The 21,623-nt window shown below is 47.9% G+C and carries 18 protein-coding genes; 15 read left to right on the forward strand and 3 right to left on the reverse strand.

Annotated elements, in window-relative coordinates; translation table 11 throughout:
• Nucleotides 1-5 precede the first annotated feature (5 nt).
• Nucleotides 6-431, forward strand: a complete 426-nt coding sequence (locus ACTRDR_RS07165; protein ID WP_440526667.1) for a hypothetical protein — start codon at nucleotides 6-8, stop codon at nucleotides 429-431.
• Between the two features lie 76 nt (nucleotides 432-507).
• On the opposite strand, the gene arcC is transcribed toward ACTRDR_RS07165, so the two are convergent.
• Both arcC and ACTRDR_RS07175 read right to left on the reverse strand, forming a co-directional pair.
• Nucleotides 508-1,443 carry a carbamate kinase gene (gene arcC / locus ACTRDR_RS07170; RefSeq protein WP_440526668.1) on the reverse strand — a complete coding sequence of 312 codons (936 nt, stop codon included), beginning with the start codon at nucleotides 1,441-1,443 and terminating at the stop codon, nucleotides 508-510.
• A 92-nt stretch (nucleotides 1,444-1,535) separates the two neighbouring features.
• Nucleotides 1,536-3,593, reverse strand: a complete 2,058-nt coding sequence (locus tag ACTRDR_RS07175) for a methyl-accepting chemotaxis protein (protein ID WP_440526669.1) — start codon at nucleotides 3,591-3,593, stop codon at nucleotides 1,536-1,538.
• Between the two features lie 327 nt (nucleotides 3,594-3,920).
• On the opposite strand from ACTRDR_RS07175, the gene ACTRDR_RS07180 reads away from it, so the two are divergent.
• Both ACTRDR_RS07180 and ACTRDR_RS07185 read left to right on the forward strand, forming a co-directional pair.
• Nucleotides 3,921-5,048 (forward strand): acyltransferase, encoded by a 1,128-nt coding sequence (locus ACTRDR_RS07180; protein WP_440526670.1) that lies wholly within the window; start codon nucleotides 3,921-3,923, stop codon nucleotides 5,046-5,048.
• Nucleotides 5,045-7,024 (forward strand): hypothetical protein, encoded by a 1,980-nt coding sequence (locus ACTRDR_RS07185; protein ID WP_440526671.1) that lies wholly within the window; start codon nucleotides 5,045-5,047, stop codon nucleotides 7,022-7,024. Before ACTRDR_RS07180 ends, ACTRDR_RS07185 begins: the two co-directional genes overlap by 4 nt.
• A 90-nt stretch (nucleotides 7,025-7,114) precedes the next feature.
• Here ACTRDR_RS07185 and asnA read toward each other — a convergent pair whose 3' ends face one another.
• Nucleotides 7,115-8,125, reverse strand: coding sequence for an aspartate--ammonia ligase (gene asnA / locus ACTRDR_RS07190; protein ID WP_440526672.1), 1,011 nt, complete (start codon nucleotides 8,123-8,125; stop codon nucleotides 7,115-7,117).
• Nucleotides 8,126-8,358: 233 nt separating this feature from the next.
• On the opposite strand from asnA, the gene ACTRDR_RS07195 reads away from it, so the two are divergent.
• The 12 genes from ACTRDR_RS07195 (at nucleotide 8,359) to ACTRDR_RS07250 (ending at nucleotide 21,585) form a co-directional block, all read left to right on the forward strand.
• On the forward strand, nucleotides 8,359-9,660 hold the full coding sequence (locus ACTRDR_RS07195; RefSeq protein WP_440526680.1) for a putative DNA modification/repair radical SAM protein: 1,302 nt from the start codon (nucleotides 8,359-8,361) through the stop codon (nucleotides 9,658-9,660).
• A complete protein-coding gene (locus ACTRDR_RS07200; protein WP_440526673.1) occupies nucleotides 9,657-10,424 on the forward strand; it encodes a TIGR03915 family putative DNA repair protein in 768 nt (255 codons plus the stop codon). The genes ACTRDR_RS07195 and ACTRDR_RS07200 overlap by 4 nt, the downstream gene beginning before the upstream one ends.
• A gap of 268 nt (nucleotides 10,425-10,692) precedes the next feature.
• Nucleotides 10,693-10,917, forward strand: coding sequence for an HPr family phosphocarrier protein (locus ACTRDR_RS07205; protein ID WP_176862123.1), 225 nt, complete (start codon nucleotides 10,693-10,695; stop codon nucleotides 10,915-10,917).
• A 159-nt stretch (nucleotides 10,918-11,076) separates the two neighbouring features.
• Nucleotides 11,077-13,698 carry an ATP-dependent DNA helicase gene (locus ACTRDR_RS07210; RefSeq protein ID WP_440526674.1) on the forward strand — a complete coding sequence of 874 codons (2,622 nt, stop codon included), beginning with the start codon at nucleotides 11,077-11,079 and terminating at the stop codon, nucleotides 13,696-13,698.
• A gap of 279 nt (nucleotides 13,699-13,977) precedes the next feature.
• Nucleotides 13,978-15,291, forward strand: a complete 1,314-nt coding sequence (locus ACTRDR_RS07215) for an alpha-amylase family glycosyl hydrolase (protein WP_118551540.1) — start codon at nucleotides 13,978-13,980, stop codon at nucleotides 15,289-15,291.
• A 14-nt stretch (nucleotides 15,292-15,305) separates the two neighbouring features.
• Nucleotides 15,306-16,445, forward strand: coding sequence for an MGDG synthase family glycosyltransferase (locus ACTRDR_RS07220; RefSeq protein WP_440526675.1), 1,140 nt, complete (start codon nucleotides 15,306-15,308; stop codon nucleotides 16,443-16,445).
• Between the two features lie 32 nt (nucleotides 16,446-16,477).
• Nucleotides 16,478-17,098 (forward strand): glycerol-3-phosphate acyltransferase, encoded by a 621-nt coding sequence (locus ACTRDR_RS07225; protein ID WP_176862127.1) that lies wholly within the window; start codon nucleotides 16,478-16,480, stop codon nucleotides 17,096-17,098.
• Between the two features lie 132 nt (nucleotides 17,099-17,230).
• The gene (locus ACTRDR_RS07230; RefSeq protein WP_440526676.1) at nucleotides 17,231-17,566 is read left to right on the forward strand and encodes a PadR family transcriptional regulator; all 336 of its coding nucleotides are present in this window, start codon (nucleotides 17,231-17,233) and stop codon (nucleotides 17,564-17,566) included.
• 27 nt (nucleotides 17,567-17,593) lie between these two features.
• Complete coding sequence (locus tag ACTRDR_RS07235) at nucleotides 17,594-18,313, forward strand: HAAS signaling domain-containing protein (RefSeq protein WP_176862130.1); 720 nt, start codon at nucleotides 17,594-17,596, stop codon at nucleotides 18,311-18,313.
• Nucleotides 18,310-19,284: a DUF4097 family beta strand repeat-containing protein gene (locus ACTRDR_RS07240; protein ID WP_440526677.1), complete on the forward strand. Its 975-nt coding sequence runs from the start codon at nucleotides 18,310-18,312 to the stop codon at nucleotides 19,282-19,284. Before ACTRDR_RS07235 ends, ACTRDR_RS07240 begins: the two co-directional genes overlap by 4 nt.
• A gap of 448 nt (nucleotides 19,285-19,732) precedes the next feature.
• Entirely contained in the window at nucleotides 19,733-20,290 is a 558-nt protein-coding gene (locus ACTRDR_RS07245; protein WP_440526678.1) for an RNA polymerase sigma factor, read from the forward strand.
• The gene (locus ACTRDR_RS07250; protein ID WP_440526679.1) at nucleotides 20,287-21,585 is read left to right on the forward strand and encodes a hypothetical protein; all 1,299 of its coding nucleotides are present in this window, start codon (nucleotides 20,287-20,289) and stop codon (nucleotides 21,583-21,585) included. The genes ACTRDR_RS07245 and ACTRDR_RS07250 overlap by 4 nt, the downstream gene beginning before the upstream one ends.
• The last annotated feature ends 38 nt before the right edge of the window (nucleotides 21,586-21,623 follow it).

The raw sequence follows: 21,623 nt of genomic DNA on the forward strand, positions 1-21,623 counted from the left end.
AGGTTATGATGCCCTCCAGTGCCATACAGCAGTTAAATGAACTTATTGCAGAAGGAAAAGTAGTCCTTGTAAATGAAAGTAATCTGAAAATGGCAGATAAGGCAGTGTATGCTGCAACTTATGAAAATCTTGCTAAAGTGATGATAGATCCACGCAGACCTAATAAAAATAAGGGAGAAGTATGTTCTCTGGCGTATGCAAAAGCAACCGGAATTCCGGTGTTTGCGACAGATGAAATGAATCTCCAGCCGATCATTGATACACAGTTGAACACGGGAATAGATGATATTACCTGTATACGAATCGTGGACATTATTGAAAAGGCACATCAGGGTGAAATCTCAGTACCGAGAAAAGTTTGTAAGGCACTTTGGATCATTTGCGGAAAACTGAAGGAAACATTCGACCGGGAAATCTGGCCGTTAGAATAAAACAATAATAAAAAAGATCTGAAACTAAAAAAGGAGATATCACTCAATGGATATCTCCTTTTACTTACGAATGAAATTATGCGGTGATCACAGTGCCTGCCTTGCCCTTAATGGCATCCTTGACATGATCCATGGAGGTGATCAGGACTTTGCCGGTGGGAACCTTCTCGAGGTAAGCGATGGCTGCTTCGATTTTGGGAAGCATGGTGCCTTCCTCGAACTGTCCTGCTGCGATCAGATCCTTTGCTTCTGCTACGGTGAGAGTCTCCAGTGCTGCCTGATCCTCCTTACCGAAATTCTTATAAACATAGGGAACTGTGGTCAGGATGATCAGCTCGTCACAGCTTAGGTCGGAAGCAAGCTTACCGGCGATGGCATCCTTCTCGATGACTGCGGAAGCACCCTTCAGCGCATGCTTCTGCTCAATCACGGGGATTCCGCCGCCGCCACAGGCGATGACTACCTGATCTGCGGCTGCCAGTGCACGGATGGCTTCGATCTCTACGATGTCGATAGGCTTGGGGGCAGCAACGACACGGCGGAAGCCCTTGCCGGGATCTTCCTTGACATAGTTGCCTTTCTTTACTTCAATCTCAGCATCTTCCTTGGACATGTAACGACCGATGACCTTGGTGGGCTCATAGAAAGCCTCATCATAAGGATCTACCGTGACCTGGGTGAGGATGGTGCTGACCGGCTTGGAGATACCGCGGTCCAGAAGCTCTGCACGAAGAGAGTTCTGGATATCATAGCCTACATAACCCTGGCTCATAGCGGAGCAGACACACATAGGTGCGGGGGTATAGTCGATGTAAACACGGCGTAACTCGGTCATGGCCTTATGGATCATGCTGACCTGCGGACCGTTACTGTGGGTGATCGTCAGCTGATAATCTGCCTCCACCAGGTCTGCCAGAGCCTTGGCGGTTACTTTTACCGCATCCCACTGCTCGGTAGTGGTATAGCCCAGGGCGTCATGTCCCAGAGATACGACAACTCTTTTTTTGCTCATAAGATTACCTCTCTATATGTATTTTCCTAAGAATTTCTTCGTCAAAAGATGTTACCAGTATAACATATTTTCTCCAGGGTGTATAGCCATTTCTATACAATGAAACCTTCCAGAATAGTAGTCAGCTCCTCTGAGCGGGCTGCCAGTGCGGAGGTGGCTTTGTCCAGATTCTGAATAGCCTGCAGCTGTTTTTCGGCAGCAGTCTGTACATTGGAGGATCCGGCAGCAGTTTCTGCGGATACTGCGGAGATACCGGAGATGGCGGACAGGGTAGTGGTGCGCTGGTGTTCCATTTCCGACACGCCTGCATTGATCTGCTGCAGGAATTTCAGAAGCTCTGTTACCTTGGAATCTATCTCACGGAAGGAGTCTGTGGTACTGCCAACGGACTGGTTCTGATCCGCTACAATGCCCTTGGCCTGTCTGGCAACCTGTGTAGCTTCGTCTGTGGTAATCTCAATCTCTTCGATGATCCGGGAGATCTCACCGGAGGAGTGCAGGGACTGATCCGCCAGCTTCTGGATCTCCTGAGCGACCACTGCGAAGCCTCTTCCGGATTCGCCGGCTCTGGCAGCTTCAATGGAAGCGTTAAGGGACAGGAGGTTGGTCTGCTCTGCAATCTCATTAATGGCTTCAGTGATGGAGCCGATGGCTTTGGATTTCTCGTTCAGCCTGCCGATGGTATCTACGATGTTGGAGGTGATCTGCATGGTGGAAGAGGTATTCTCCTTCAGATGTTCCACGGATTCGATACCGGTATGGATCGCAGCGGTGGTGCCGGTGGCAAGCGCACTGATCTGGTCAGAATGTGAGGATACGCTGCCGATGGTGTCGGACAGAGAGTCCATCTGCTGCAGGCAGTCCTCAGAGCTTTCATCCAGTTTTTCAATACCCTGGCGCATTTCACCTACCTGATTCTGGATATCCTGGGAGGTAGCCAGGAAATGTGAGGAAGCCGCAGACATATCGGTGGCAGCTCGGGATAATTCTTCATTGACATTCTTCAGCCCGGATACAAGCTTCTTCATGTGTGCGATCATATCACAGATGCCATCAGCTAATAGCTGGAATTCGTCATTGCGCTTGGAGTGGACTTCAATCGTCAGATCTCCGTCAGAGACTTTTTTCAGCCGGCGGATAAAATAGTAGATGGAGCCGCCATACTGCCCGGCTAACAGAGACCCCAGCAGGATCGCCACGGCACTTGCTGCAACGACAAGGATCAGAGATACATTTTTAATCTCCGCTGTCTGACCGATGATATTTGCCTGAGGGATCAGGGCACAGATCATGGCATTACGGGTACTGATCTTGGAATAGAGAAAGAGATATTCTGCGCCTGCCTCTTCTACATAGGAGGAGCCGTTGTCTTCCTCAGAGGCAAATGCCTCATCTACATAGGATTTGCCGACAAAGGTATTTTCTGTTGCTGTATCGGAGCCGGAGGAGAGGTATTCGGTGCCGTCGCAGGTGACAAAGCCTACGAGACTGCCCTCACCGCCATCCAGGGAGGATAAGGAGGTATCCAGGACACTCGGTTTGAAATCAATGATCAGGATCGCCGGAGCGCTGGAAAAATATCTGGCGAGGCGTACACTGTATTTGGAGGAATCCGTGCCAAGCTTTGCGTCGGCCTCGGACTGGTTGCCGAAAAGGTAATATTTTGCCTTATCCGCGGATAAAATCTGACCCTGGGAGCTTTCAAGGTACGCACTTAAGAGACCGGTCTCCTTCGTTTTCGTGGTAGAGATCGTTTTCTCTTTGTCGGAAAGCACGTAAATATTGGAGAGCAGGGCATCTGTGGTCACGGCCTTGATAAAGGTATCTTCATAGGTGTTTGGAGTATTGTACAAGGTAGTGGCATCGTTATCATACAGACCGTTCAGATATTTCTTCAGGGTATCCTCATTCATATATCCCTTGTAGTTGGACTGGACCGTGTCAAAAGAAAGCGTCAGGTACTGATTCATCATGCTGACGGTCTGGTCCACGGAGTCGCGGTAGGTTGCAATGATCTGTGTGGTAGCCTTCTGATAGGATACGAGACCTAAGACAATGATAAAGACCACGGGGATCAGAAAAGCGAAGATCAGCTTAAAGCGTATCCGATTCCAGAGAGGGATAGGGTTTTTCTTGGTATTTTTTGTCAAAATAGACACCTCCGATGCAGATTTAGTATTGATGGATACATTTTACCAAAGTTTTACCCAAATATCTACATTAATGTGAAAACGATTTCTTAAAATGAGCCTCTTTCATAGGCGGGAGCGCTTTTGCTTTACATAATATGTTACAAGGTAATATAATGATACCAGGGTCAAAAGGTCTAAGCCCACATGAGCTTGCTCATAAGTGGGTGAAAGACCTTGGGTAGGATTGTGGGAGTGCGTAGCACGAAGCAATCCGTAGGTATTAAAGTTTGGGATATAATGATACCAGATGAAGGAAGCAATGGCGGGAAGGAAACAGGAATCGATATGCAGAAAAAAGAACGTATGGCAAATCTGGAAGTACTGCGCTGTGTGGCAATGATGATGGTCGTGGTGCTGCACTACCTGGGCAAGGGAGGACTGCTGCCGGATCTGACAGCGCCTTTATCAGCGCAGGATATGGCAGCCTGGCTGTTAGAAGCAATCTGCATTGTAGCCGTGAATGTGTATATGATGATCAGCGGATACTTTTTATGCGAAAGTTCTTTTAAACTGAGCAGGCTGCTTACGCTGTGGCTGCAGCTGTGGCTGTATTCTGTGGGTATCGGTGTGCTGGCTGCGGTGACTGGGATTGTTCCTGCGGCGGAAGTGAGTACGCATTATTATCTGACATTACTGTTCCCGGTGACCATGGGGCATTACTGGTTCCTGACGGCGTATGTATTTTTATATATTCTGTTACCCTTCGTGGGAATCGGGCTCAGACGGATGACGAAGCAGCAGTTTCAGGTGGCCCTGGTGCTGCTATTTGCTGCATTTTGTCTGGTTAAATCCATTCTGCCCTTCCGGTTGGAGGAGGATAGCAAGGGCTATGACTGCATCTGGTATCTGTGTGTGTTTTGTGCAGCCGCATATCTTCGCAGATTCGGAATTCCTTTTTTACAGAAAAAATCCCGGGCGTTGTTGCTGTATCTGATCGGCGTCCTCGGAACTTTTGGAGAGGCAATGCTGCTGCATTTATTTTATCTGCGGACAGGCAGCCTGGAACTGATTTTGAAGCTTCCGTATGAATATAACCATATTTTCCCGTTCTTAGCTTCTGTCGGGCTGTTTTGCCTGTTTCTGGACAGTGACATCCGGGGGAAGATCGGCAGCGTGGCGGTGAAGATCGCACCTTACACATTAGGAGTGTATCTGCTGCATGAGAACCTTGGGGTGCGTTATGCCTGGCAACCCTGGCTTGGTTCGGACCGCATAGACGGTGTCGTATCGTTGCTCTTATGGACTGTTATCGCAGTGATCGTGGTATTTGTCCTGGGAATTTTGGTGGATGTTATCCGCAAAAATATCTGTGAAGGATTGCATAAGATATTCCTGCACATTCGTCCCTATCGTGTTCTTACGGAAAAAATACAGACCGTAGATACTATGTTCAAAAGAGAGGTAACACCGTGACAGATAACGTTAAAAATAAAATAGCGGGAACCGGCGGTCAGAGCCATAGACGCCTCTGGGAGTTCTTATTCGTGGCTGTTCTGGTACTGTATCCCCTGCGGCATATAACCTGGGGGCTGGATCTGTGGGATACCGGCTACGGTTATGCGAATTTTGAATATATGGGAACCCGGCATATGGATCCTATGTGGCTTTTTTCCACTTATCTGACCACTGCCATCGGACATTTCCTTAGTCTGCTGCCCGGAGCGAAAACGCTGGTCGGCATGAATTTTTATACGGGCTTAAGTATCAGCCTGCTGGCGGTTCTGGGCTATTATTTTTGTACAAAAGTGCTGAAGATACCTGCCGGGCTTGCCTTTTTGGGCGAATTTACAGCAGTAAGCTTTTGCTGGTGCCCTACGGGATCTTTTTATAATTATGTGACGTATGTATTCTTCCTGGTCTCCGTGATCTGTCTGTATCTTGGGCTGTCCCGGGGGAAAGGAGGTTTACTGTTTGCCGCAGGGGTGGCACTGGGCTGTAATGTGCTGGCAAGATTTTCCAATCTGCCGGAAGCCGCGATGATCGTGGGTGTGTGGGCATACGGGATCATCTGCTGGCTGGAAGAGCGCAAAGGCATTGCGCAGGATTGTGGTGGCGTTGCGGGAAATGCGGAAACGGAAGATAAGAAAGTACGAAAAAAGGCAGCAGACAGGAGGCTTCGTAAGAAACTGTTACAGGATACCGGCGTGTGCCTGGCGGGGTATCTTACGGCATTGCTGGTATTATTCGGTTACATTCAGATCCGCTATGGCATGGATGCGTATGTAAGAGGCATTCAGAGGCTGTTCTCCATGACGGAGGTGGCTACGGATTATACTGCCGCATCCATGATCCTGGGAATGTTCGACTGGTATTTCCAGAATCTGTACTGGGAGCTTAGGATGTGCGTATTCCTGGTCGTGGGAATGATAGCGGTGGGATTATTGGAATTCGCCGCAGCTTGTGTAAGAGACTCTTTTGCAGGGAAGGACACGATAAAAAAGGTGCTGCGGATCCTGGAATGGGCCGTAAGCGCGCTGCTTGCTGTGATCATGGTATTCTGGCTGTACCGGCAGGGGTTCTGCGCTACGGAATACACACATTACGGCGCAATTATCTGGCCGGGAGTGACCTTTTTAACACTGACGCTTTTGGTAACGCTGTGGCGGATATTCACACCTTCTGCACCGAAGGAGGAAAAGCTGGTCAGCGGTCTGATCTTCCTGATCGTGCTGATCACTTCTCTTGGAAGTAACAATAAGCTTTACCCCAGCATGAATAATCTGTTTCTGGCATTGCCTTATATGTATTGGCAGTTTTATCGGTTCTGCAAATATGCCGGCAGCTTCCGGTGGAAGCGGGTCACTATATCCGCTGCTCCCGCAAAATGTATCTTTGGTGGGTTCTTTCTGTTATTTTTCATTCAGGTGGGACTGTTTGGAAGAAGTTTTGTATTCGTGGAGGGTACCGGTGTGCAGGAGCTCAGTGCGCAGGTGACCAGTAACGAGACTTTGCAGAATGTATGGATGAGTGAGGAACGTGCCGGATGGATGCAGGAGATCTCCGAGTATGTGAATACCGGGGGACTTGCGGGAAAGGATGTGCTGCTCTACGGTCAGATCCCGGCATTGTCCTATTATCTGCAGATGCCTGCGGCATTCAATCCCTGGCCGGATCTGGATTCCTATCAGATCGCACAGATGGAAGAGGATATGCTTAAGATGCAGGAGCGGATGGATGCGGATGCGACTTACCGTCCGGTGGTATTGCTGGAGAAAAAATATGCCGTGTATCTGGAAGAAGGAGAAGCAGCACTTAAGGCCATGCAGCCTACGGAAAAAGAGTGGGAATATATCGTGGATAATCCCAAGCTTATGCTGATCGGAAAGTTCATGGAAGATCATGGGTATGAGAAGACTTTTGAAAATGAGAAATTTGTGATCTATGAATAGAAGATATATAGATGAAATATAGAAGAAATATAAAATAACTCCCCGGAAGACTTCATCTTCCGGGGAGTTTGCTTTGGAAATAAAACGATCTTATAACAACTGTAAGCCGTTCTTTTCTGCAGTCTCCATAACCTCATCGGACCACAGAGAACACTGTACTTCGCCGATATGAGCTTTTCTTAAGAAGAACATACAGATACGGGACTGACCGATACCACCGCCGATGGTAAGAGGAAGCTCACCGTTAATGACTGCCTTGTGATAAGGAAGCTCGGCACGCTCGGGGCAGCCAGCCTTCTGTAACTGGTCTAACAGAGCCTTTTTGTCTACACGGATACCCATACTGGACAGCTCCAGAGCGATATCCAGAACCGGATAATATACCACGATATCCGCATTCAGAGACCAGTCATCGTAGTCCGGGGCACGACCGTCATGAGGCTTACCATTCTCTAAGGTCTCACCGATCTGCATGATGCAGACAGCACCCTTAGCCTTGGCAATGTAGTATTCGCGTTCCTTCGGAGAATAATCAGGGAACATTTCCTCCAACTCACTGGTAGTCACGAAGAAGATGTCATGAGGAAGGATCTCTTCAATGTAGTCATAATGGATGGACATATACTTCTCGGTCTTGCGCAGAACCTTGTATACGGTGCGGACGGTCTCTTTCAGAGTCTCCAGATTCCGCTCATCCCTGGTGATGATCTTCTCCCAGTCCCACTGGTCTACATAGATGGAGTGGATGTTGTCGGTGGTCTCATCCTGGCGGATGGCACTCATGTCGGTGTAGAGACCCTCACCGGGCTTAAAACCATACTTCTGCAGGGCATAGCGCTTCCATTTTGCCAGAGACTGTACGATCTCTGCTTCACGGTCTCCCTGTGCAGCAATATGGAAATTTACAGGACGCTCCACACCGTTTAAGTTATCGTTCAGTCCGGATGTGGGATCCACAAATAAAGGAGCAGATACGCGCAGCAGGTGCAGGCGCTCTGCTAACAATCCCTGGAAAAAGTCCTTCACTGTCTTGATGGCAACCTGTGTTTCGTACAGGTTCAGCTGAGACTTATAATTTTTAGGTATGACAATATCTGACATACTGACCTCTCATTCTGCCGCCTGGCGGCTTGTGATACAAAATACTCCTATATTATTTAACTGCGAAATGCGTGATTTTGCAAGCTTTTTTTCGGAAAAAATAACCACTTGCAAAAATCGAACATATGTGCTAATTTAGATACATAACAGAACGGATGTTCTAGCTTTGGAAATTTTCGGTAAAAGGCGGTGATAACTTGGAATATCTTATACAAAATGGAGAATTATCCATCATGCAGAAGCTGGAGATCCTGACGGATGCCGCTCGTTTTGATGTAGCCTGCACGTCCAGCGGCGTGGAACGTAAGGGAGACGGGAAGCACATGGGTAACTGTGCGAAGGCAGGGATCTGTCACAGTTTTTCTTCCGACGGCAGATGCATTTCTTTACTTAAGATATTGATGACCAATGAATGTATCTTCGATTGCAAATATTGCCTGAACCGGAAGTCCAACGATGTCCCCAGAGCCACTTTCACACCGGAGGAGATCTGCACGCTGACCATGGAGTTCTACCGACGGAATTATATCGAGGGACTGTTCTTAAGCTCCGGCATTGTACAGGATCCTACGTTTACCATGGAACTGTTATACCGGACCATTTGGCTGCTTCGGAATCACTACCACTTTAACGGCTATGTCCATGTGAAGGCGATTCCCGGGGCAGATCCGGAGCTGGTGCAGCGGATGGGATATCTGGCAGACCGCATGAGCGTGAACTTAGAACTCCCTACTGCGGAGGGGCTTCGGACACTGGCACCGAATAAGCACCGGAAGAATATTCTGACCCCCATGCGGCAGATTCAGAATGGCATTCATGCGAATAAGGAGGAACTGATCCTGTACCGTAAGAGTCCCCACTTTGTCTCTGGTGGGCAGTCTACACAGATGATCATTGGTGCAACGCCGGAGACGGATTATCAGATTTTAAATGTGGCGGAGAGCCTGTATCAGAAGTTTGAGTTAAAGAGAGTCTTTTATTCTGCGTTTGTAAAGGTCAACGAGGACAAAAGCCTGCCGGCACTTCCGGGAGGACCGCCGCTTCTGAGGGAACACCGTCTGTACCAGGCGGACTGGCTGCTTCGGTTCTATGGATTTCGGGCGGAGGAACTGTTGGATGAGAGAAGACCGTATTTTAATGTCATGTTAGATCCCAAGGAGGATTGGGCAGTGCGGCATCTGGAATGTTTCCCGGTGGAGATTAACAGATCTCCCTACGGGGACTTGCTGCGGGTGCCGGGGATCGGTGTGAAGAGTGCCAGGCGGATTCTTGCTGCCAGGAGGAGTACAAAGCTGACCTTTCAGGATCTGAAGAAGTTAGGGGTGGTATTAAGGCGGGCAGTGTATTTTATTACCTGCAGCGGCAGGATGATGTATCCCACGAGGCTGGAGGAGGATTATATCGTGCGGAATCTGACGGATCCGAAGGACCGGATCCGGTTCGGAAGCGATGGTATGAGTTACCAGCAGATGACGTTATTTGATGACGGGATGTTCCCGAACGGGGTACGGCAGGAGGAAAAGCTTATTATATGAAGATATATCATTGCGAGGATTCCTTAGAAGGGATATTCACTGCCATTTACAATACCTACGAGGATCATTCTCCCGTCCGGGATACTATGGTCACCACCATCGAGGAGAACCTGCTGTTCTCAGAGTCGGTGGAGGTGGTGCCGGATCCGGAGAAGACGATCAAGGTGATCCGTACGTTAAAGCGCAGATTCGGGGAAGCGGATTATGAGACACTGTGTCTGGCGCTGGCATCGCCGAAGCCGGAGAAGGCACAGGCGGTATACCGGACCATTGCGAAGGGACTGGCTGAAAAGTGCGCGGCGGGGCATCTTATGGATGCCCTTGCAGACACTTATGTGAACCAGACCTTCGGCCTGGCAAGGGCAGCCGGGAATGAATATCATCATCTGAAGGGATTCGTCCGGTTTGAGGAACTGGAGAATACGATCCTCTACTCGAAGATCGCACCGAAGAACAATATCCTGACCTTTTTAATGGTGCATTTCGCCGACCGTTTTCCTATGGAAGATTTTCTGCTGTTTGATGCGGGTCGATACCTGTTCGGGGTACATCCGGCCGGGAGACCATGGTATACGTTGCAGGGGAAGGATGCCTGGGAGAGAGTACAGTCTAAGACGGAGAAGCTGTCTGCGGCGGAGCTGCATTACCGGGAACTTTTCCGCTCCTTCTGTCATACAATAGCTATAAAAGAGCGGGAAAACAGAAAATTACAACGAAATATGCTGCCTCTCAGGTTCCAAGAATATATGGTGGAATTTCGATAGATTTCGCCAAATTGAGATTTGGATTTTATCGTGATAAAGTAACAAATATACAAATCGCCGAAAAGGTTTTCCGGATGGAGACCAACTGTTGTCAAAATGATAAAAGAGTGGTAAAAATGCCTAAAATGAGCGTTTTTTGGAAGAAAAAAACCGCTTTACATTTGGGGATGGTTGGCTATAATAGTAATGATTTCAGATATGAGGGGAAAGTACCCGGTGTATTTTTTAACTTACGATCGAACTTACTATTGAAAGGAAGGAACAAGAAATGTCAAAGACGATCCGTTTGACACCTGAAGACGTGAAGCATTTTGTTGATGTAGCTTCAAAGTGTGATTTTGATATTGATATATGCTATAACAGATACGTAGTCGATGCCAAGTCATTCCTTGGAGTGTATGGATTGGATTTCACAAAGCCACTGTCTGTATCTTATGACGGCTACAATGATAAATTTGAAGAGCTGTTGAGACAGTATGCGATTGCGTGCTAAAACATCTTGTGATAACAGAATGTGATTTGACTCCCCAGGTAAGATAGAGTACTATTTACCTGGGGAGTTTTCGTATACCGGGCTTGTGAGAGTGTGCAGCATGGGACAAGCCACAGGCATGCGGTTATGATAGGAATTTGTCAAGGGAGGTGAAGCCGCATGGCAGGAGAAGTCAGAACATCGGTGAGGAATCTTGTGGAATTCATTCTGCGCAGTGGCGACATCGATGACAGGAGACAGGGTTCCCCTGAGAATGCAATGCAGGAGGGCAGCAGGATCCACCGTATGATCCAACGCCGCATGGGAGCGGAGTATCAGGCGGAAGTGGCGCTGAAATACACCCATCCCACGGAGAACTATGTCATCATCGTGGAGGGACGGGCGGACGGTATCATTGAACAGAACGGCGAGACCACCATCGACGAGATCAAGGGGACTTACAGAGATCTGGCGAAGCTGAAGGCACCGTTACCCCTGCACATTGCCCAGGCAAAATGCTATGCCTATATGTACAGTCTGCAGAAGGAGCTGCCTTATATCCGCGTACGGCTGACTTATTGTAATATAGAGACAGAGGATATCCGCTATTTTTATGAAGATTATGAATTTGCCAAGCTGGAGGTATGGTTTCAGCAGTTGATCCGTGATTACCGCAAATGGGCGGATTATACCTGGCAGTGGAGGGAGCTTAGACAACAGTCCATTGCCGGATTGCAATTTCCTTTTGACTACCGGGATGGACAGAAAGAACTGGTCAGTTATGTATATCAGACCATCTACCATAAGAGAAAATTATTCATCGAAGCTCCCACGGGAGTAGGCAAGACCATCTCCACCATCTTCCCCACGGTAAAAGCCATGGGGAAAGATATGGGGGACAAGCTGTTCTACCTTACGGCGAAGACTATCACCCGGACAGTAGCGGAGGATACTTTCTCATTACTTAGGGAAAAGGGACTGCGATTCAAGAGTATTATCCTGACGGCGAAGGAGAAGATCTGTTTTCAGGAGCATACCGAATGTAATCCGGAGCAGTGCCCCTATGCCAAGGGACATTTTGACCGGATCAATGATGCCATCTATGATCTGCTGACCCACGAAGAGAGCTTTACGAGAAATAAAATAGAAGAATATGCCCTGAAATATCAGGTGTGTCCCTTTGAATTCGGACTGGACTTAAGTCTGTTCGCGGATGGCATCATCGGAGACTATAATTACCTCTTTGATCCCCATGTTTATCTGAAGCGGTTTTTCGGAGATGGCAGCCAGGGGGACTATGTATTTCTGATCGATGAGGCACATAACCTCTTAGAGCGCGGCAGAGAGATGTACAGCGCGCCTCTGCGGAAGGAAGACCTGCTGGAACTGAAGCGGGAGATAAAACAGACAATCATGTCGGAAATGGAGGAGGCAGCGCTCAAAAAGCGCGATAAAGACGAGATTTCCGGACAAATGACATTAGAAATGACAGACATGTCAAAACAACTGCCACAAGAGCATACATTTGTGGAAATGGACGGTACGGACTCTATCTATATCAAAGGACATAAGGGAAGAAAGTCTGACGGAAAGAGTACCTTTGTGCGGGAAGGCTATGCGGAGAGGATCAGCCAGTTGCTGGAAAAGTGCAATGCGCAGCTGTTGTCCATGAAACGGGACTGCGACGGATACCGGCTGGTGGAGGATATTGACATGCTGGTGCAGCCTCTGACCAGACTTCACGGCATCATCAGCGATTATCTGGAGGAGCAGGAGAAGGTCAGTCTGGAGGTGAGGGAGAATCTGCTGGATTTCTATTTCAAGCTCAGTCATTTTCTGGATATTTACGAGAGGATCGATGAAAACTACGTCAAATATACGAGAACGTGTGAGGACGGCAGCTTTGAACTGAAGCTGTTCTGCGTCAATCCCAGAGAAAATCTGAAGGAATGCATGCTCAGGGGACGCAGTACGATCCTGTTTTCCGCCACGTTTCTGCCGATCCAGTATTACAAGAATCTGTTGGGGGGAGAGAAGGAAGACTATGAAGTATACGCGCACTCGGTGTTCGATCCCGAGAAGCGCACCATATTGATCGCCGGGGATGTGACCAGCAAGTTCACCCGCAGATCCCGGGAGGAGTACTACAATATTGCCCGCTATATTCATGAAGTCGTGAAGAACCGGCACGGCAATTACATGGTATTTTTCCCGTCCTATTCCTTCATGGATCAGATCTATGAGATCTACGGGCAATATTTTATGACAGAAGAAGAGGAATGCCTGGTACAGCAGGAATCCATGAACGAAGAGGAGAGAGAATACTTTCTGAACCGCTTCCGGGGCAATGAAGACTGCGACCTGCAGAGCCTTATCGGCATGGAGATCGAGGAGGAAGAGGAACAGACGCTGATCGGGTTCTGCGTGCTGGGAGGTATCTTCGGAGAGGGGATCGACCTGAAAAAGGACAGCCTCATCGGTGTGATCGTAGTAGGAACCGGACTGCCACAGGTAGGCTGTGAACGGGAAATCCTCAAGGACTATTTTGATGACAATGGGGAAAACGGCTTTGACTATTCCTACCGTTATCCCGGAATGAATAAAGTACTGCAGGCAGCGGGCCGGGTGATAAGGACATCTGAAGATGTGGGAATTATCGTCCTGCTGGATGAGCGTTTCAGACAGTATTCTTATCGTAGAATGTTCCCCAGGGAGTGGGAACAGGTAGTGCCTGTGACAGTGGATACGGTGGCTAAAAAGGTGGAGCGATTTTGGGACGCCTGGTTGTGGCAGCAACGATGACATTCGATATGATAACAGAGTTGATATACAACATGACAATCCACATAACCACATATGACACGTGTGTATATGTGGATAACTCGGTGGATTTTGTGGATTATTTGAGCTTTTTTACAAAAAAAACGACAGATGGATCAAAAATGGTGTATAATAGCAAAAGAATTGATGTGGATAAATAAATACAAGCAGTACTGAACCAGTCAATGAAAAAGTATCTATGAGTACAAAGTATGAAATTAAGGTAACCTGAAATTAAGGCAGAAAGGAATGGGGACTAATATGTGGGCTTATGAAAGTGTTTTTTATCAGATCTATCCTATGGGATTCTGTGGAGTTCCTTTTGAAAATGATGGAATACAGAGACATGAGATCAAACGTGTGGAGGAGTGGATCCCCCATATGCAGAAGCTGGGAGTGAATGCCGTTTATTTCTCTCCGGTATTTGAATCGGATACCCATGGTTACAATACCAGGGATTATCGGAAGATCGATGTGAGGCTGGGAACCAATGAGGATTTTAAGGAAGTCTGCGATGCACTGCATGCGGCAGGAATCCGGGTTGTGTTAGACGGTGTGTTCAATCATGTGGGCAGAGGCTTTGCACAGTTTCAGGATGTGATTAAAAACCGGGAGAACTCTCCCTATGTGAACTGGTTCTACCGTATCGATTTCGGCGGCAATTCCAACTATAACGACGGACTGTGGTATGAGGGCTGGGAAGGCTGCTTTGATCTGGTGAAGCTGAACCTGCAGAACCCGGAGGTAGTGAATTACCTGTTAGACAGCGTGAAGGGCTGGATCGATGAATTCGGTATTGACGGTCTGCGCCTGGATGTGGCGTACAGCCTGGATGAGAACTTTGTCAGAAGACTGCGGGAAGTGACCGGTGCCTACAAGCAGGATTTCTTCTTATTAGGGGAGATGCTTCACGGAGATTATAACCGCCTGATGAATGATCAGATGTTACATTCCGCGACGAACTACGAGTGCTATAAGGGACTTTACAGCAGCTTCAACAGCATGAACATGTTCGAGATCGTGCATTCCCTGCTGCGCCAGTTCGGACCGGAGAACTGGACACTGTATAAGGGAAAACACCTGTTGTCCTTCGTGGATAACCACGATGTGACCCGCGTGGCAAGTATTTTGAATAATGAAAATCACCTGCCCCTGATCTATGCCATGGCATTCGGCATGCCGGGGATTCCCTGTGTCTACTATGGAAGCGAATGGGGCTTCAAAGCCAGAAAAGAAGATGGTGACCCCGCACTGCGTCCCTGCTTTGACAAGCCGGAGTGGAACGGTCTGTGCGACTGGATCAGCAGACTGGCAGAGGCCAAGAAGCATTCCGAGGCACTGAATTACGGAGCCTTTCGTTCGGTACTGTTGACCAATAAGCAGTGTATTTTCGAGAGAAAGTCGGAGCATGAGAGAGTACTGGTGGCTATCAATGCAGACGGAGAGGACTTCATGGCACATTTTGATGCCGGCTGCGGAACGGCGGTAGATCTGATCACCGGAGAGAAACATGACTTTGGCGGCGGCAGTCTTCTGCCTGCGTACAGTGCATATTTCTGGCTGATGGAAAACTAACGGAGAATTTATTTATGAAGGTACTGATCTTATCCACCGGAACCGGTGAGGGACATAATTCCGCTGCAAAAGCGGTGAAAGAACAGTTTGAAAAACGTGGCATTCCCTGTGAACTGGCGGATGTACTTAATTTTGCTTCGGACAAGGCCAGCGCTTACGGACGCCGGATCTACATCTGGAGCACGGTCCGGGCGAAAAAGGTGTTCGCCGGAGCGTACCGGGTAGGCAGAGCCATTTCGTCTGCCAGATTAAAGTCACCGGTGTATTTTGCCAACGCTTTGTATGCGGATAAGCTGTGCAGCTATATCACAGAGAACGGATATGATACGGTGGTAATGCCACATCTGTTCCCGGCTGAGGCAATGACCTGGCTGCAACGACAGCATAAGTTGGACGTACAGACTTATTTTATTGCCACGGATTATACCTGTATTCCTTTTACCGAGGAGACAAAGGTGGATTACTATTTTATCCCGCATGAGGAACTGGCAACGGAGTTCATCAAACGCGGCATCCCTGCGGAGAAGCTGGTTCCCACGGGAATTCCGGTATCGGATAGGTTCCTGAAGCTTCCGGAAAAAAGAGAAGCGCGAAGGCAGCTGGGGATTCCGGCAGATAAATCCTGTATCCTTATGATGACGGGCAGCATGGGGTACGGCCGTGTGGAAAGCATGACGGCGAAGCTGGTGGAGCAGACCGGCGAGGATACCCATCTGTATATCCTGGGGGGAACCAATGAAGAGCTGAAGAAGACACTCCGGGATAGATATGCCGATACAGAGCGGGTGCATGTACTGGATTTTACCACGGAAGCGCATCTCTACATGGCAGCGGCGGATATTCTGTTTACCAAACCGGGAGGACTGACCTCCACGGAAGCAGTGGCGGCGAAAGCTGCATTGGTACACACTAAGCCGATCCCCGGATGTGAGGATCGCAATGTTGCCTTTTTCACACAACATGGGATGTCTGTATCAGGAGATACGGAAGATGCCGTGATACAAAATGGACTAAAGCTTCTGCGGGATCCGGAGGCACAGGCCGAAATGCGGAAGTGTCAGGAAAAATACGGAAAGCCTAACGCCGCAGATGCAGTCTGTGAATTTATCTGCGGACAAAAAGAAGCGGCGGAAGCAGCACAGGAGGAAGCTTAGGCACAGAGGAAAGCGACAGACAGGAGAGACAGATGATCATACGTGAACTGGGAATGACAGTCTTCGGATTGTTATGCGGAAGTATATTGTTCGGCAGGGCATTGCCGAAGTGGATCAAAGGAATCGATGTCACTGAGGTCAGCAACGATCACAATCCGGGGACTGCCAATGCCATGAAATACGCAGGAGTGCCTGTCGGGATACTGTGCCTGCTGGGAGATCTGTTAAAGGGAGCACTGCCGGTATACGTGGCAGTTGGCATGGGACTTGTGACAGACAGCTGGTTTCCGCTTATCATGGCGGCACCGGTACTGGGGCACGCCTATTCCCTGTTTTATCATGGGAACGGAGGCAAAGCCATTGCGGTATCCTTCGGCGTGTTGATCGGACTGGCACCGGTACAGCCGGAACTGCTGCTGTTGCTGATCATATTGTATTTGTCGGGGTCTGCCCTTCTGATCAGACCGCACACCAAAAGAACCCGTATCACTTATATCCTTTTTGCCGTGGGAGCAGCGGTTCTGTTGATGATACAGAGAATACCACGGCAGGTATTTTGGGGAGCACTTCTGATCTCTGCCATTGTGATCCATAAAAACAGTATCCGTCAGGAGTTTCTGGAGGAGTCGACGGAATCTTTGGAAAGTCTTTAGAATTTCTTACGGTTTCTCTATATTGACGCATGATATTATATGCCGTATAGTATAGCCACAGAGCAATACTATACGGCATATAATATTGTAAGGAAAGCCGGATAGCCGCAAATTTCAGAGAGGAGCGATAGTATGCTTTTTAATACAGGAGCAGCTCTGCTGGATGCTATCGTGCTGGCGGTGGTCGCCCGGGAACCGGAAGGAACCTATGGGTACAAGATCACCCAGGAGGTCCGGCAGGTGATCGAACTGTCGGAATCCACCCTGTATCCCGTGCTTCGGAGACTACAGAAGGACGAATGTCTGGAGGTCTATGACAGGGAATGCAGTGGCAGGACGAGACGCTATTACAAGGTCACCAGCAGGGGCTGGGCACAGCTTCATTTATATGAAAGCGAGTGGCGAAGCTACAGCGGGAAGATCACGGGACTGTTTGAGGGAAGACCGGTTAACAGGTCAGAGACGTAACGATGCACAGATGGGAGAAAAAGTAGGATGAACAGAACGGAGTATATGAGGCAGCTGGAGAGCCTGCTGCAAAATATTTCTGCTACGGAGCGGAAAGAAGCGCTACAATATTATAATGAATATTTTAACGATGCGGGACCGGAGAATGAACAGAATGTTATTGAGGCACTGGGGAATCCTGCGAAGGTGGCGGAGAATATCAAAAAGGACATTTTCGGCAATGGTTACGGGGAGAACAACTACCAGAGAGTAGGAGCCGACAGCCGGGCAGTGATCACTTATCCGGCAGATTCTCAGACAGAAAATGGTAACAACCGTCAGAGTGATACGTCGCAAACTGCACAGGCACAGGTGGTATCTCCACAGAAAAAAGAAGGGATGTCCACCGGTATGATCGTGCTGATTGTAATTTTATGTATTTTGGCATCCCCGGTGATCCTGGGAGCAGCTTCCGCCGGTATCGGCGTGGCAGCAGGGCTGATCGCCACATGGTTCGGACTGATCATCGGTTTCGGGGCAACGGCAGCAGCACTGATACTGATTCTGATCGCACTGGTGGCAGTAGGGATCATCAGTATGTTTACGCATCCATTTGTGGGAATGTGCCTGATCGGTGCCGGACTGATCTGCGGAGGTGTCGGACTTCTGTTCCTGATGCTGACCGTGGCCATGGCGGGAATCGCCACACCGGCGATCTGTTGTTGGATCGGAGGATTATTCCAGAAAAGAGGTAAAAAAGAAGCATGAAAAAATTTATGAAGGGCTGTGCCATCACAGCGTTGATATTAATATTATTGGGACTGATCCTGGGAGTGAGCGGAAGCCTGGGGAATGGCTCCACGCATGTTTCGCCGGGGGAGATCCTGTCAGCGGTTACCCTGGGAAGAATCTCCGGAGAAGAGGTGGATGACTGGAGCAACGGTGTGACGGAGCAGATCCGGGAAAATATGGGCGATGTGCACTATGATCTAGAGGACAATGTGGATTATGACTCAGATTATGAAGTTAGGTCGGGAAAGATAGAGCTGTATGTTCTGGGGGATGACAGTCAGGGCATCACGGATCTACAGGTGCAGGCCGGTGGCTGTGTCATGAAGATTCAGGTGTCAGAGGATAACTGCTTCCGGGTAGAAGCCGATGGAATGCGAAAGTTCCAGGGATATGTGGAAGGCGGTACGATGGAGATCCGCGGAACCTCAAAAGTAAGCAGCAACAGTGAAGGTAATCTGGGCGGTTCCATCTGCCTGTATGTGCCTGAGGGATATTATTTTGAAAATACCTCTTTGGATCTGGGCGCCGGAAGCCTCAGTGTAGAGGAATTGCAGACGGGGGCGCTGGAAGCCAATGTGGGTGCCGGCAAGATGACGTTTGAGAAACTGGAGGCTGACCAGGTAGAGTTAGACTGTGGTGCCGGTCAGATGACAGTAGAAGAACTGAGCAGCCGCGTGGCAGAGGTGTCAGTAGGAATGGGATCCGTCCGTCTGAACGGAGATGTGACCGAACGATTGGACGGAGAGTGCTCCATGGGAGAACTGAAACTGACACTGGCAGGAACGCAGACGGATTTCAACTACGACTTAAGCTGCGGCATGGGTGAACTGAAAGTCGGTGATGACAGTTACAACGGCCTGGCACAGGAGAAACAGATCAACAACAACGCTTCTAAAAATATGGAGTTGGAATGTGCCATGGGCAGCGTTGTGGTGGAGTTTAAATAAAATACTGCCGGACAGAGTTACTTTTATATCGCGGCAGTAAAAAATCTTCTTTCATTTGAAAAATTATCGTTATAATACCGCCTGAATGGAGTTATTATCCATCAGGCGGTATTTTTGAAAGTTCTATCTATGATTTGATAAAAATAATACCGCTTGGAGTATAATAACAGACTTTCAGGCGGTAATTATGGAGACGGCAATTATAATTTGCAAATTATAGTTATTTTATGGGAGAAATAAAAAATCCTTGTCCCGGAAAAGAAAAGTCAATGGAATCTTTGCTTTTCAGCTTTCATAGAGAAAAGTAGAAATCTGGCTTTTTTCAATCATCAGGAAGAGATACTCAATATCCCAGACACTGTCTGTTAAATTTGAAAATATTTGTTTTTCTTGTAATATCTTTCTCTTAATTCGTAGTATATAGGTGAGGCAGAAAGGAAGTGATGATTTGAACGATAGTGAAATTATTGATTTGTTCTATATGCGCTCTGAACAGGCAATCATAGAGTTGTCGGTGAAGTACGGAAATGTCTGTAACAAGGTCGCAAAAAATATTTTGAACAATATCCTAGATGCAGAGGAGTGTGTTAACGACGCTTATTTAGGAGCATGGAATACAATACCGCCTCAAAATCCAAACCCGTTGCTTACCTATATCTGTCGAATTGTCCGTAACCTCTCCATAAAAAAGTATCACGCGAATACATCTGTCAAGCGCAACAGCTTTTACGATGCGGCTTTAGACGAACTGGAGGAATGTGTATCCTCCTCTGAAAGTGTAGAGGCGGAGATTTCCGCAAAGGAGCTTACCCGGCAGATTGACTATTTTCTGGATACACTGGATGCAGAGAGTCGAATACTCTTTGTTCGTCGATATTGGTATGCCTATTCTATTTCGGAACTTGCAAAACAGTTTGGTCTGAAGAGTAATACCGTGTCAGTGCGACTTTCCCGTATTAGGGACAAACTGCGGGATTATTTGAAGGGGGAGGGATTTATAGTATGAAACGTGAAGATATTTCCGAGGCGGTTGGTAACATCAGCACAAAGTATATTCAGGAAGCAGCTCCCAACATACGGGTGAAGAAAAAGCCGGTATGGGTGAAATGGGGAGTAGTTGCAGCAGTTTTTTGTTTCTTTTCTATGACTGTTTTTGCAAACAGTTTGTTTTCCTCCCTATCCGGAGATGAACTTTCTCTGTCTGCCACATATGAGGGAAATGGTGTAATTTCTGTTCAAGTAGAAAATAGGTCTGACAAAGAGCTTAATTTTCAATCGAAACTTAAACTAATGCGCTGGTCTACCAGCGAGGAAGTTAAACCGCTTTCGGGAAAGGTGTCTTTCAGCAACACCGAGATACCTGCTAACTCAAGCGGTACGATGGTAATTGATCTTTCAGATGCCTATGATATATCACTGTTGGAGACACCGATTTCGGATGATGATTGGTACTACTTGGTGTTGACAAATAACAACTTCTTATTTGGACAGGATTGGATGTGTACGGTTGAATTTGCAGAATCTGTCCCAACCGAAAAAGTTGACGTGGCGCCGATTACTCCGGTTGACGCTGATCCGGAACTGATATCAGAAATTATGGAAGAATTCAGACCATACTTTGAAAGATACACTTTGGATATTAATGAAAGAAATCGGCTTGCTGGCGAATATCTGGAACATTGCCAGAGGGTGTTGGAACAAATGGATATAAACATCGTGCCCTCCGTGTCACCAAATGAGTTAACTTTGATTGACAGCGCCGAAAGTGTCCTTTTTGACCCTGCTGTGCCTGCGGATATGCAATTGCAGCTAACTGGTCTGCATCGCCGATCAACGGACGGGTATGACAAAATCATTGGTGCCTCCGCGGAAGAATGTGCGATGGTTTTAAGCGCCTACATCCCGCAGCACAAAGGTGAAATCGACGGCGGTGTGGATATTCCCTTGATTTATGTTTTCATATACGAAAAAAATGAAATTCATACCACGCAGGACTATGCCTTTATCCGCGGTCAACTTTTGACCTTTGAACAGATGGAGCAGTACAAGATCTATGAGGACGAACAGTATGTCTGCTATGATGTCAGCGATTTGTTCTATTCCGATCTTCGTCAGTATGTGGAAAGCATGGTTAGCCAAAGGAGCGACGTTTATTTTGACGAGCAGGTTTGGGAACGAGTTCAGAACATTTATACCTACTATCGGGATAACATGGGAACACTTCTCGGTTATAGAACTGACACGGGGCGCGGAACAACAGAGAATGTAACCGGAAACGATGCATTGATGTTGTATAAATAAAGTTGACACCTTATTCTCAAGGAATTCATGTATAATAA

It is taken from the genome of Simiaoa sp. (assembly GCF_051972595.1).
Classification (GTDB): Bacteria; Bacillota; Clostridia; order Lachnospirales; family Lachnospiraceae; genus Acetatifactor; species Acetatifactor hominis.